Source organism: Mesorhizobium opportunistum WSM2075, assembly GCF_000176035.2.
In the GTDB taxonomy this organism is placed as follows: Bacteria; Pseudomonadota; Alphaproteobacteria; order Rhizobiales; family Rhizobiaceae; genus Mesorhizobium; species Mesorhizobium opportunistum.
The window spans coordinates 1,101,048-1,112,614 of record NC_015675.1 but is presented as its reverse complement, the minus strand read 5'-3'; the positions used below and the strand labels follow the sequence as shown (position 1 = coordinate 1,112,614).

14 protein-coding genes are annotated in these 11,567 nt (G+C 63.7%); 2 read left to right on the top strand and 12 right to left on the bottom strand.

Translation table 11 applies throughout. The annotated features are described in order from the left end of the window. Positions 1-156 precede the first annotated feature (156 nt). The 4 genes from MESOP_RS05290 to tesB form a co-directional block, all read right to left on the bottom strand. On the bottom strand, positions 157-435 hold the full coding sequence (locus MESOP_RS05290) for a hypothetical protein (protein ID WP_013892294.1): 279 nt from the start codon (positions 433-435) through the stop codon (positions 157-159). Between the two features lie 327 nt (positions 436-762). Then, positions 763-2,088 (bottom strand): ammonium transporter, encoded by a 1,326-nt coding sequence (locus MESOP_RS05285; RefSeq protein ID WP_412033935.1) that lies wholly within the window; start codon positions 2,086-2,088, stop codon positions 763-765. A gap of 49 nt (positions 2,089-2,137) precedes the next feature. Next, positions 2,138-2,476: a P-II family nitrogen regulator gene (locus MESOP_RS05280; RefSeq protein ID WP_013892292.1), complete on the bottom strand. Its 339-nt coding sequence runs from the start codon at positions 2,474-2,476 to the stop codon at positions 2,138-2,140. A gap of 321 nt (positions 2,477-2,797) precedes the next feature. Then, positions 2,798-3,658: an acyl-CoA thioesterase II gene (tesB, locus tag MESOP_RS05275; RefSeq protein WP_013892291.1), complete on the bottom strand. Its 861-nt coding sequence runs from the start codon at positions 3,656-3,658 to the stop codon at positions 2,798-2,800. 98 nt (positions 3,659-3,756) lie between these two features. On the opposite strand from tesB, the gene MESOP_RS05270 reads away from it, so the two are divergent. Continuing rightward, the gene (locus tag MESOP_RS05270) at positions 3,757-5,016 is read left to right on the top strand and encodes a ubiquinone biosynthesis hydroxylase (RefSeq protein WP_013892290.1); all 1,260 of its coding nucleotides are present in this window, start codon (positions 3,757-3,759) and stop codon (positions 5,014-5,016) included. A gap of 39 nt (positions 5,017-5,055) precedes the next feature. On the opposite strand, the gene MESOP_RS05265 is transcribed toward MESOP_RS05270, so the two are convergent. From MESOP_RS05265 to MESOP_RS05255, 3 genes are all read right to left on the bottom strand, one after another. Next, positions 5,056-5,583 carry a hypothetical protein gene (locus MESOP_RS05265; RefSeq protein ID WP_013892289.1) on the bottom strand — a complete coding sequence of 176 codons (528 nt, stop codon included), beginning with the start codon at positions 5,581-5,583 and terminating at the stop codon, positions 5,056-5,058. A gap of 222 nt (positions 5,584-5,805) precedes the next feature. Further along, complete coding sequence (locus MESOP_RS05260) at positions 5,806-6,162, bottom strand: YciI family protein (RefSeq protein ID WP_013892288.1); 357 nt, start codon at positions 6,160-6,162, stop codon at positions 5,806-5,808. Further along, on the bottom strand, positions 6,159-6,386 hold the full coding sequence (locus MESOP_RS05255; protein ID WP_013892287.1) for a hypothetical protein: 228 nt from the start codon (positions 6,384-6,386) through the stop codon (positions 6,159-6,161). Before MESOP_RS05255 ends, MESOP_RS05260 begins: the two co-directional genes overlap by 4 nt. Positions 6,387-6,622: 236 nt before the next feature. On the opposite strand from MESOP_RS05255, the gene MESOP_RS05250 reads away from it, so the two are divergent. Next, complete coding sequence (locus MESOP_RS05250; RefSeq protein ID WP_013892286.1) at positions 6,623-7,048, top strand: OsmC family protein; 426 nt, start codon at positions 6,623-6,625, stop codon at positions 7,046-7,048. 197 nt (positions 7,049-7,245) lie between these two features. Here the strand turns inward: MESOP_RS05250 and MESOP_RS05245 are convergent, their stop codons facing one another. The 5 genes from MESOP_RS05245 to sdhD form a co-directional block, all read right to left on the bottom strand. Next, positions 7,246-7,875, bottom strand: coding sequence for a YceH family protein (locus tag MESOP_RS05245; protein ID WP_013892285.1), 630 nt, complete (start codon positions 7,873-7,875; stop codon positions 7,246-7,248). Positions 7,876-8,113: 238 nt separating this feature from the next. Continuing rightward, positions 8,114-8,893: a succinate dehydrogenase iron-sulfur subunit gene (locus MESOP_RS05240; RefSeq protein WP_013892284.1), complete on the bottom strand. Its 780-nt coding sequence runs from the start codon at positions 8,891-8,893 to the stop codon at positions 8,114-8,116. Continuing rightward, the gene (locus MESOP_RS05235) at positions 8,894-9,331 is read right to left on the bottom strand and encodes a DUF3052 family protein (RefSeq protein ID WP_013892283.1); all 438 of its coding nucleotides are present in this window, start codon (positions 9,329-9,331) and stop codon (positions 8,894-8,896) included. A gap of 2 nt (positions 9,332-9,333) precedes the next feature. After that, positions 9,334-11,169, bottom strand: coding sequence for a succinate dehydrogenase flavoprotein subunit (sdhA, locus tag MESOP_RS05230; protein ID WP_013892282.1), 1,836 nt, complete (start codon positions 11,167-11,169; stop codon positions 9,334-9,336). A gap of 1 nt (position 11,170) precedes the next feature. Then, complete coding sequence (gene sdhD / locus MESOP_RS05225; RefSeq protein ID WP_013892281.1) at positions 11,171-11,566, bottom strand: succinate dehydrogenase, hydrophobic membrane anchor protein; 396 nt, start codon at positions 11,564-11,566, stop codon at positions 11,171-11,173. Position 11,567: the final 1 nt, after the last annotated feature.

Genomic DNA, 11,567 nt, shown 5'->3' with positions numbered 1-11,567 from the left:
CGGAGGCCAGACTAGCCGTGGGAAGGTTAAGGCTGCATTAACTATAAGGCCGGTGGAGCCACTCCCATTGCATGAAAATCTTCCGGCCAACCCAGCCGCATGAAAATGGCGGGCGCGTTGGCCCGCCATCCATTCGTTTTGGGATCGGGCAGCGCGTTACTTGTTGGCCCCGCCAAGCGCCTTCACATTGGCGCAGAACTCGGCATGAGGCTTGCTCATCGCCGCGTCCTGGCATTCCTTCATCATGGCGTCCTGCTTCTCCTTCGGCATGGCCATGAAGGCGGCCTTGAATTCTTCCATCGGCTTCATGGTTTTCATGCTGGAATCGGTGAAGAACGGCGCCATGTTGTCCGGTTCGTCGAGAGCACCGGCAAGTGCCACGCCACTGACCATGGAAAGCGCGAGTGCCCCGAGGCAGATATTCTTGAAGTTCATGTGAAAATTCCTTCCCTGTGTTTAAAAAAACGATCGTCGGAACGGCGATCGTCCCCATAGTTCGGGGCCAGGGCGGTCAATGTTTCCTCGAAAAGCTTGTTCACGCGAACGTGATTTCGTGAATCCGGGCAGCGACAGAATGCCTGCACCAAAAAAGAGGCCCGGATGCGATCCGGGCCTCAAGGCGTGAACTCCTTTCGGGAGTGTCACGACGGGATTTTCTTCGAAGCAATTCCAGGGTGCAAGTGCATTGCCGCCCGCGATTGCGTGGAACAGGCAGGGGACCGGCGGGAGGAGGATCCGCCGGTCCCGTTGGCCAAGCAGGCCTTATGGCACCACTTCGCCATGCTGGGAGATGTCGAGGCCCTCGACCTCTTCCTGGGTCGTCGGACGCAGCCCAACCAGTGCCTTGACCACGTAGAGGATCACGAAGGTGGCGACGGCTGTCCATACGATGGTGACCGCAACGCCGTAGATCTGCTTGCCGAGCGAAGCGCCCGATGACAGGCTGTTGATCGCAGGATCGGCCAGCACGCCGGTGAGCAGAGCGCCCACCACGCCGCCGACGCCGTGCACGCCGAAGGCGTCCAGCGAGTCGTCATAGCCGAATATGTGCTTCACCTTGACCGCCGAGATGTAGCAGATGACGCCGGCAAGAATGCCGACGATGAAGGCGCCGGTCGGGTTGACGAAGCCGGAAGCCGGCGTCACCGCGACGAGGCCGGCGACGGCACCCGAGATGATGCCGAGCACCGAAGGCTTCTTGGCGACGATCCATTCGGCGAACATCCAGGCCAGCGCCGCCGCGGCGGTGGCAACCTGGGTGTTGAGCATGGCCGCACCGGCAAGGCCGTCAGCCGCCAGTTCCGAACCGGCGTTGAAGCCGAACCAGCCGACCCACAGCAGCGAGGCGCCGATCACCGAATAGACCAGGTTGTGCGGCGCCATGTTGGTGGTGCCGTAGCCTTCGCGCTTGCCCAGGACCAGCGCGCAGACCAAGCCCGCGACACCGGCATTGATGTGGACGACCGTGCCGCCCGCGAAGTCGAGCACGCCAGCTGAGCCGAGGAAGCCGCCGCCCCAGACCCAATGCGCGATCGGCACGTAGACGATGAGCAGCCAGAGCGCCATGAAGATCAGCAGCGCCGAGAATTTGAAGCGCTCGGCGAAGGCGCCGGCAATCAGCGCCGGGGTGATGATGGCAAAGGTCATCTGGAACATCGAGAAGACGAACTCGGGAATGTTCGCGACCCCCGGCAGCCACAACGACGAGGTCGTGATCCCGTGGTGGAAGAATTTCGAGGCGCCGCCGATATAGCTGTTCATGCCGCCGCCGTCGGAGAAGGCCAGCGAATAGCCGAACATGAACCACAGCACCGTCACCAGGCAGGTGATGGCAAAGCTCTGCATGACGGTGGCAAGCACGTTCTTCTTGCGCACCATGCCGCCGTAGAACAGCGCCAGGCCGGGGATGGTCATCATCAGCACCAGCGCCGTCGAGGTCAGCATCCAGGCGGTGTTGCCGGTGTCGAGCACTGGCGTTGGCGCGGCCGCCGCCGCGGCCGGAGCCGCTTCCTGCGCGAAGGCGGCGACGCTGCCCAATGCTGCGAGAGCGAGCGAGCCCAAAAGGGCGGCGCGTCCCGTCGTCTTCAAGGTAGAAGAAATATTCATTGAACTCTCCATTGGAATACGTGTTCGCCGCTCAGAGCGCGTCGGTGTCTGTTTCGCCGGTGCGGATGCGCACCGCCTGATCGATGCCGAAAACGAAGATCTTGCCGTCGCCGATCTGGCCGGTCTTGGCGGCCGCCGTGATGGCTTCGACGGCCTTGTCGACCATGTCGCTACTGACCGCGACCTCGATCTTGATCTTCGGCAGGAAACTGACCGCGTATTCCGCCCCGCGATAGATTTCCGTATGCCCCTTCTGACGCCCGTAGCCTTTGACTTCGGTGACGGTCAGGCCCTGGATGCCGACGGCGGTCAGCGCTTCGCGTACCTCGTCGAGCTTGAACGGCTTGATGATTGCCATCACGATTTTCATAAGGTTTCACCCTTTGCTGTTGCGGTGACCCGCGTTTGCACGACTTCACCGATCCCAAAGAGCCGGAGAGTGCCAACAAGGATTCAAGCTTCATGCCAATTGCGGAGGCAGAACATTAACCCGTTGTAAACAAAAGGATTGGGAGGCTGTCGGCCGCCACGTGCACGCAGACGCGCCAAGGCGTATGCACAAAAAGTGTGCAATTTTTCGAAATTGCCTATTTCGCCGGCTTTGCGCATGCTACCGCAACACGGAGCCGGTTTTCGCGGACAAACGGTTTTCGTTTGTCCAGAGATCCTGCTCAAACAAGACTCGCGGTGCTCAACGCTTGAGCCGGATCAAGCCTTCCTGGGCCATCGAGGCGATCAGCGTGCCGTCGCGTGCATAGAGCGTACCGCGGCTGAAGCCGCGCGATCCCGAGCTCGACGGGCTGTCCTGCGCATAGAGCAGCCAGCCATCGAGCGCGTGCGGCCGGTGGAACCACATCGAATGGTCGAGGCTCGCCGCCTGAATATCGGGATCGAACAGGCCGCGCCCATGCGCGAAGGTCGAGGTGTCGAGCAACGTCATGTCGGAGAGATAGGCGAGCAGCACCGACTGCAGCGCGCGGTCGTCGGGAACCGGCCCGGCAAGGCGGATCCAGACATTCTGGCGGGACGGCAGCTTGTCGCGGCTTTCATAGTGCTGGAGATTGACCGGCCTGAGCTCCAGCGGCCGCTCGCGCGCCCAGAAACGGCGCACCGCGTCCGGCACGCGCTCGGCTTTTTCGAGCAGCTGACGCTGCGTCTGCAGACCTTCCGGCGGCGGCACGTCGTCGGGCAGCGCGAATTGGTGTTCGAGCCCCTTCTCGTCGACCTGGAACGAGGCTTCCAGCGAAAAGATCGCCTGTCCGTGCTGGATCGCCAGCACGCGGCGGGTGGTGAAGGAGCCGCCGTCGCGAATGCGGTCGACCTCGTAGATGATCGGCACCTTGATGTCGCCGGGCCGCATGAAATAGCCGTGCAGCGAATGCACGAAGCGGTCCGGCTCCACCGTACGCTGCGCCGCCACGAGGGCCTGGGCGATGGTCTGGCCGCCGAACACGCGCTGCCACTCCACCTGGGGGCTGCGACCACGATACAGATTGTGTTCCAGCCTCTCGAGGTCGAGAATGCCGAGAAGCTCGTCCATGGCCGCCGTCATGTTTTGTGACCTCGCCTCAAAATTGCTATGGCGGTTTCCGACAGGAAGAACGAGCCGTCAAGGGCGCAAGCCCCGGTCGACGCGCAAGGAGCCAAGACATGGAACGCAAGGCGGACGCCAAGACCAGATCCGGGCTCGATGTTCTCGTGGCCGGTGCCGGCTATGTCGGCCTGGCCACCGCCGTCTCGCTGAAGCAGGCCCGCCCGGGCCTTGCCGTGGCGCTGGTCGATGCCGCGCCCGCCGGCGCCTGGCAAAAGGATGGCCGCGCCTCGGCGATCGCCGCGGCCGCCTGCCGCATGCTCGACCAGCTCGGCGTCTGGGCCGAGATCGCGCCGCAGGCGCAGGCGATCACCGAAATGATCATCACCGATTCGCGCAGCACCGATCCGGTGCGCCCGGTCTTCCTGACCTTCGGCGGCGAAGTGGCGCCGGGCGAGCCCTTCGCGCATATGGTCGCCAACCAGGTCCTGAACGGCGCCTTGCGGGCCAGGGCCGAAAGGCTCGGCATCGACATCATCGAAGGTGTTGCCGTGCAAGGCTTCGAAACCAATAGCGCCGGCATGTCGGTGCATCTGGCCGACGGTGCCGCGCTGACGGCACGGCTTTTGGTTGCCGCCGACGGCGTCAATTCGAAGCTGCGCGACATGGCCGGCATCAAGACGGTGAAGTGGGACTATGGCCAGTCGGGCATCGTCTGCACCGTGGCGCATGAACGCCCGCACAATGGCCGCGCCGAAGAGCACTTCCTGCCAGCCGGCCCGTTTGCCACCTTGCCGCTGAAACCCGATGAGGACGGCACCAACCGCTCGTCGATCGTCTGGGTCGAACGCGCGGAGGATGCCAAGGCGCTCGTGGAAGGCGACGATCTCGTCTTCGAGCACGAACTCGAACTGCGCTTCGGCCTGAAGCTCGGCGAAATCCGCGTCGCCGACAAGCCGCGCGCCTGGCCGCTCGGCCTCACTATCGCACGTGCCTTCGTCGCCCCGCGCATCGCGCTTGCCGGCGACGCAGCCCACGGCATCCACCCGATTGCCGGCCAGGGGCTCAATCTCGGCTTCAAGGATGTGGCGGCGCTCGCCGAGGTGATCGTCGAGGCGGACCGGCTCGGCCAGGACATCGGCGCGCTCGACGTGCTGGAACGCTACCAGCAATGGCGCCGCTTCGACACGGTGCAGATGGGCATTACGACGGATGTGCTGAACCGGCTGTTTTCCAACGACATCGCCCCGCTGCGCACCGTCCGCGACATCGGCCTCGGCCTCGTCGAACGCATGCCGCGCCTGAAGGATTTCTTCATCCGCCAGGCGTCGGGACTGTCAGCCGGCACGCCGCGCCTGTTGAAGGGCGAAGCGATCTGACCGTCTCACGGACGGACACGCCAGAGAGTGCGGTCAAGCCTAGTTGACCTCGAAACCGAGCTTCTGCCGCAGCCGCAAAATGCGCTGGTCGGCGATCTCGAGGCGCTTCTCGCCGCCCTGGGCGGCGCGGTTGATCATCTGCAGGAGATCGTTGCGTTCCGACACGTCGAGACGCTCGCGCAGGAACGGCGCCAGTTTGTCGATGACGATCGTCGTGTCGTCGATCTGCGAGGCCGCCCATTTGGCGTAGATCACCGCCTCGTCGGTCTTCTTCTTGTCGGCGATTTCCGAGATCACCGACCGGATGACGGCCTCGCGCTGCGGCAGCACGGGTCCATCCTCGGAGACGAGCGCGGTGATGAGCGTTGCCGCCGCCACCACCGGGTCGTCGATCGCCGTCAGCGGCGACAGGGCCGCCTGCTTGCGCAGCTTCTTGCGGCGCACGGAGCCCTGGACCCGGCCGATCACATCGGCAACGTCACGCGCGGCCTCGTTCATGGCCTTCATCCGGTACCACCAGAGCGCCGCTGCTCCGAGCACGCCAAGAACGGCAATCAGGAAAGGCATGTCGGATTCCCCCAAGATCCCGGCGACGATAGGAGAACTCTCGGCTTGCTTCAACGGCGAAGAAATCTCGGCGGCTCCGCCAGGCACCTAGAGCAATTCCAGGAAAAGTGTGAAGCGGTTTTCCGTCCGGAATTGCGTCAAAACAAAGAGTTAGAGCAGTTCACCGTTTCCGTTAAACGGTGGACTGCTCTATCCCGTTGGGCCGCAGGCAACCAATCCCGCCTATGATCCCGGCACATTGTAGATCGCGCGCACCTCGATGGTGCCCAGTTCAGCCAGCGGAATGTCGCCGGCGATGTCCAGCGCCTCCTCGAGACTGTCGGCTTCGATCATCACGAAACCGAGCAGCTGCTCCTTGGTTTCGGCGAAAGGGCCGTCGGTGATCAGGCGCTTGCCCTCGCGCCGCCGCACCGACTTCGACGTCCTCACCGATTGCAGCGCCTGCGCGATGATCAGCTTGCCCGCTTGATCCAGGGACCTGTCATGGGCCAGCGAATCGGCATCGAGCTTGGCCATCCCCTCCGGGGTCAGCGCGTGGAGATCCTTCTCCTCACCATAGACCAGGCAGACATATTTCATTTCGAACTCCCGTGCTGGGATGAATCATAGGACGCCGCGACGAGCATGTCAGCCTTGCTGTCGACTGCCGCCGCATGGTCGAGAAAGCACGCCGCGACCGCGATGATGGCGATAGCCGCCAGCAGCCTGCCGAAACCGGACGCCGGCGGATCCAGCCACAAGTCTTGCCGTCGCTGAGCCTTGCGGCCCGGGCTCTTCCACTGTGCGAAAAACAGATTGTCCATGTGAACCTCCATCCGGCCACAACCCCGTGGCCGCCCGCAGGACGGTCGGGCCGGATGGAAGTCGACATTTTTGCACGCACTTTTTTCAAAAAGTTCGAAACCGTCGCAGCCCAACACCGCGCAATGTCCAAAGAGCACAGTGGCCTTCGTGTCCGCGCGCGCTATAGTTGACCTGACGCCGGGCTCACCCAGGCAACCAGCCAAGACAACCGGCCACCGCAACCAAGGAGGACTTCATGGACCGCACTGCAAACGCCGTCTGGAAAGGCAATCTGAAAGAGGGCCAAGGCACGCTCGACACGCAGAGCGGGACGCTCAAGGGCACGCCCTATTCGTTCAAGGCGCGCTTCGAGGACGAGAGCGGTAAATCCGGCACCAATCCGGAAGAGCTGATCGCGGCGGCCCACGCCGGCTGCTACGCCATGCAGCTTTCGCACTTCCTGGCCGAGAACGGCACGCCCGCCGCCGAGCTCGACGCCAAGGCCGTGGTGACGTTGGTTCCCGGCACCGGCATCACCGGCAGCGCCATCACGCTGGTCGGCAAGGTGCCGGGCATCGATGCGGCGAAATTTGGGGAATTGGCCGAGAAAGCCAAGGCCGAATGCCCGGTCTCGAAGGCGCTCGGCGCCATCAACGTATCGCTCGACGCCCGGCTCGGTTGAGCAGACGTGACCTGAAATGACGAACGCCGGCCTGAGAGCCGGCGTTTTCAGTACCGGCGCCGACGCCCCTGCGCGGCAACCTGGGATCAGAGCAATTCCAGGAAAAGTGTGAAACGGTTTTCCGTCCGGAATTGCGTCAAAACAAGAAACTAGAGTGGTTCGCCGCTTTCGTGAAACGGTGAACCGCTCTGGCAGCCTCAACCGCCCAGCGCATCAAGCCGGGCGCGTAGTGCGGCGACTTCCTGCTCCAGTGCTTCCAATCGCGCTTCCAGGTCGGAGGCAGGCATGGCCGGCGCGCTCCGCTGCGCCGAAAGGGCTGCAACGTCCACCGGGCCGGCGAGAAGATGCACGTAGCGGTCCTCGCGTTGGCCTGGCCCACGCGGGATTTCCTGGATCAGCGGCGGGCGACGGCCGATCAGCATGTCGAGTTCACCGCGCAGATCCTCGATCGACGAAAACCGCGCCATGCGCTCAGTCCGCGCCAGGAGTTCATGCGCCGTCTGCGGCCCGCGCAACAGGAGCAGGCCGAGCAAGGCGGTCTGCGGCGTGGTCAGCGAGAAGCGCTGCGCCATCTGATGCTCATAGCGCTCCACGCGCGAGCCGAACATCTGCCGCACCAGCCCCTTCTGCTCGAGCAGCTTCAGTGCCCGGTGCACCTCTGTCTGCTCCAGCGCCATGACAGGTTCGCGCGCCGTCTTCTGGTTGGCGGCGGCGAGTGCTGCATTGAGCGTCAGCGGATAGACATCCGGCGTCAGCTCCTTCTTCTCGATCAGGCAGCCGAGCACCCGGGCTTCGACGGGGGAAAGGATGGGAAGGTCTTCGCTCATTGGATGAGTATCCTTTTTGAGGTCGAGGGACAGCACCCCCCTCTGTCCTGCCGGACATCTCCCCCGCAAGGGGGGAGATCAACAGCTTCAGCGCTGTCCATCCACTCTTGCAACGGTGGAAAGTAGCGAAAGTCGAGATGACGGCCAATCTCCCCCCTTGCGGGGGAGATGTCCGGCAGGACAGAGGGGGGTGTGACGGATCGCTACGGACGACAATTTCGTCGAAACTGATCTCTGCCTAGACCCGTCTCTCCACCATCATCTTCTTGATCTCGGCGATCGCCTTGGCCGGGTTCAGCCCCTTGGGGCAGGTCTGGGCGCAGTTCATGATGGTGTGGCAGCGATAGAGCCGGAACGGATCCTCGAGATTGTCGAGGCGCTCGCCCGTGGCCTCGTCGCGGCTGTCGATCAGCCAGCGATAGGCCTGCAGCAGGGTTGCCGGGCCGAGATAGCGGTCGCCGTTCCACCAGTAGCTCGGGCACGAGGTCGAGCAGCAGGCGCACAATATGCATTCGTAGAGCCCGTCGAGCTTCTCGCGGTCCTCATGGCTCTGCAGCCATTCCTTGGCCGGCTCCGGCGACACCGTCTTCAGCCACGGCTCGATCGAGGCGTGCTGGGCGTAGAAATTGGTGAGGTCGGGCACCAGGTCCTTCACCACCTGCATGTGCGGCAGCGGATAGACTTTCACGGCGCCGGAAATGTCGTCGCAGCCCTTGGTGCAGGCCAGCGTGTTGGAGCCGTCGATGTTCATGGCGCAGGAGCCGCAAATGCCTTCGCGGCAGGAGCGGCGCAAGGCCAGCGTCGGGTCGATCTTGTTCTTGATCCACAGCAGCGCGTCGAGCACCATCGGCCCGCAATCGTCCATATCGACGAAATAGGTGTCGATGCGCGGATTCTCGTCATCGTCGGGCGACCAGCGATAGATGCGGTATTCCCGCAGATTGGTGGCGCCCTCCGGCTTCGGCCAGGTCTTGCCCTGCTGGATCTTCGAGTTCTTGGGGAGCGTCAGTTCGACCATTTACCTCAGGTCCTTTCGGATGACGAGCTTCAGCCCGGACCAGATTTCATTGACGGCGGCGACCTTCACATCGACAAGGTCGAGCTTCAGCGCTTCAGTGCGGACAACGCCTTCGGTGACGTCGGTCGGCACCTTCGACGCTTTTTTCGGCCAGGACACCCAGACCATGCCGCCGCGCTTGATCGCCGCCTCGACATCGCAAAGGCGATCCTCGATCTCGGCGCGCTGCCGGGTGAAGGCATGGACGGCGTCGTATCTTTGATGGCTGCCCGAAATGTCGGACCATTCGGCAAGCCGGTCGACCTCGGCAAAGGCCACGGCGTCAGCCAAGTCGTCGAGTTCTGGCGGCAGCGCGATGAAGGCAGCGGTCATACCGTCCTTCAGGCCGAGCTTGGCCGGAAGGGGCGTGCCGGAATATCCCGCTGCCACCAGCGCCATGGTCAATACACCCTGGCCTTGGGCGCGATCTTGGCCGGGTTGATACCGCCGTCGGCTTCCTTGCGCTGCAATTCGGTGTGCACCGGCCGATAGCTGAGCGTCACCTCGCCGGCTTCGTTGAGCCGCGCCAGCGTATGCTTGCGCCAGGTCACGTCGTCGCGCGCCGAAAAGTCCTCGCGGGCGTGTGCGCCACGGCTCTCCTTGCGCGCCGCGGCGCCATAGACCGTGGTGATGGCATTGGCCATCAAATTTTCCAGCTCAAGCGTCTCGACCAGGTCGGAGTTCCAGATCATCGAGCGGTCGGACACTTTTATGTCCTTGAGCTCGCCCCAGATCTGCGAGACGCGCTTGCAGCCATTGTCCAGCGATTCCTGAGTGCGGAACACCGCCGCGTCCTCCTGCATCGCCTTCTGCATCTTCTCCCGCAGCACCGCCGTCGGCGTCGAGCCGTTGGCGTGGCGCAGCCGGTCGAAGCGGTCCATGATCTTTTCGACAGAGGCTTCGTTGGGCGAAGGGATCGCCGAATTGCGGTCGATGACCTGGCCGGCCCGGATCGCCGCCGCGCGGCCGAACACGACCAGATCGATCAGCGAGTTCGAGCCCAGCCGGTTGGCGCCGTGCACCGAGGCGCAGCCCGCCTCGCCGACGGCCATCAGTCCGGGCGACACCCGGTCCGGGTTTTCAGCGGTAGGATTGAGCACTTCGCCCCAATAGTTGGTCGGCACGCCACCCATATTGTAGTGCACCGTCGGCAGCACGGGGATCGGCTCCTTGGTCAGATCGACGCCGGCGAAGATCTTGGCCGATTCCGAAATGCCGGGCAGCCGCTCATGCAGGACGGCCGGGTCGAGATGGTCGAGATGCAGGAAGATATGGTCCTTCTTCGGACCGACGCCGCGGCCTTCGCGGATTTCCAGCGTCATGCAGCGCGACACCACGTCGCGCGAGGCAAGGTCCTTGGCCGACGGCGCGTAGCGCTCCATGAAGCGCTCGCCTTCGGAATTGACGAGATAGCCGCCCTCGCCGCGCGCGCCTTCGGTGATCAGGCAGCCGGCGCCGTAGATTCCGGTCGGGTGGAACTGCACGAATTCCATGTCCTGCAGCGGGAAGCCGGCCCTGGCCGCCATGCCGCCGCCGTCGCCGGTGCATGTGTGTGCCGACGTCGCCGAGAAATAGGCGCGCCCATAGCCGCCGGTCGCCAGCACCACCATCTTGGCCGAGAACCGGTGGATGGTGCCGTCGTCGAGATTCCAGGCGACGACGCCGGTGCAGGTGCCGTCCGGCTCCATGATCAGGTCGAGCGCGAAATACTCGATGAAGAACTGCGCGTTGTGCTTCAGCGACTGGCCATAGAGCGTGTGCAGCATGGCATGGCCGGTTCGGTCGGCGGCGGCACAGGTGCGCTGCACGGGCGGGCCTTCGCCGAAATTCATCATCATGCCGCCGAAGGGCCGCTGATAGATCTTGCCCTCTTCGGTGCGCGAGAACGGCACACCGTAATGCTCGAGCTCGTAGACGGCGGCGGGCGCCTGCTGGACCATATACTCCTGCGCGTCGATGTCGCCCAGCCAGTCCGACCCCTTGACGGTATCGAAAAGATGCCATTGCCAGTTGTCCGGGCCCATATTGGCGAGCGAAGCGGCAATGCCGCCTTGCGCGGCCACCGTGTGCGAGCGGGTCGGGAACACCTTGGTGATGCACGCCGTGCGCAGGCCCTGTTCGGCCATGCCGAGCGTGGCACGCAGGCCAGCCCCTCCGGCGCCGACGACCACCACATCGAACTTGTGATCGACGAAAGTATAGCCTGCCGTGTTGGCCGATTTCGCGTCCTTGGCCAAATCAGCCTCCGAATGCCAGCTTGAGCAGGGCGAAGATCGAGGTGACGCCGACCGCTACGGTGAAAAAAGTATTGAGCGCGATGAGCGCCAGCTTCATGCCTTCGCCATGCACGTAATCCTCGATGATCACCTGCATGCCGATACGCATATGGATCAGCCCGGAGACCAGCACCAGGGCCACCACCAGCGCCACGAACGGATTGGCAAGCGCTGCCCGCACCTCCGCAAAACCGGCGCCGTTGAGCGCGATCAGGAACCCGACGAAAAACAGGATCAGCGGGATGTTGGCGATCGCGGTTAGGCGCTGGCGCCAGAAATGTCCGGTGCCTTCGCGGGCGGAACCCAGGCCGCGGACCCTGGCCAGCGGCGTGCGCATGTCGGTCTTGCCAGTGCTCATG

Excerpts from the sequence above, each read along its gene's own strand:
- MESOP_RS05290 (WP_013892294.1), bottom strand. The coding sequence starts at position 435 with ATGAACTTCAAGAATATCTGCCTCGGGGCACTCGCGCTTTCCATGGTC.
- MESOP_RS05280 (WP_013892292.1), bottom strand. The coding sequence starts at position 2,476 with ATGAAAATCGTGATGGCAATCATCAAGCCGTTCAAGCTCGACGAGGTA.
- tesB (WP_013892291.1), bottom strand. The coding sequence starts at position 3,658 with ATGACGGCGGCCATGGACGAGCTTCTCGGCATTCTCGACCTCGAGAGG.
- MESOP_RS05270 (WP_013892290.1), top strand. The coding sequence starts at position 3,757 with ATGGAACGCAAGGCGGACGCCAAGACCAGATCCGGGCTCGATGTTCTC.
- MESOP_RS05265 (WP_013892289.1), bottom strand. The coding sequence starts at position 5,583 with ATGCCTTTCCTGATTGCCGTTCTTGGCGTGCTCGGAGCAGCGGCGCTC.
- MESOP_RS05260 (WP_013892288.1), bottom strand. The coding sequence starts at position 6,162 with ATGAAATATGTCTGCCTGGTCTATGGTGAGGAGAAGGATCTCCACGCG.
- MESOP_RS05255 (WP_013892287.1), bottom strand. The coding sequence starts at position 6,386 with ATGGACAATCTGTTTTTCGCACAGTGGAAGAGCCCGGGCCGCAAGGCT.
- MESOP_RS05250 (WP_013892286.1), top strand. The coding sequence starts at position 6,623 with ATGGACCGCACTGCAAACGCCGTCTGGAAAGGCAATCTGAAAGAGGGC.
- MESOP_RS05245 (WP_013892285.1), bottom strand. The coding sequence starts at position 7,875 with ATGAGCGAAGACCTTCCCATCCTTTCCCCCGTCGAAGCCCGGGTGCTC.
- MESOP_RS05240 (WP_013892284.1), bottom strand. The coding sequence starts at position 8,893 with ATGGTCGAACTGACGCTCCCCAAGAACTCGAAGATCCAGCAGGGCAAG.
- MESOP_RS05235 (WP_013892283.1), bottom strand. The coding sequence starts at position 9,331 with ATGGCGCTGGTGGCAGCGGGATATTCCGGCACGCCCCTTCCGGCCAAG.
- sdhD (WP_013892281.1), bottom strand. The coding sequence starts at position 11,566 with ATGAGCACTGGCAAGACCGACATGCGCACGCCGCTGGCCAGGGTCCGC.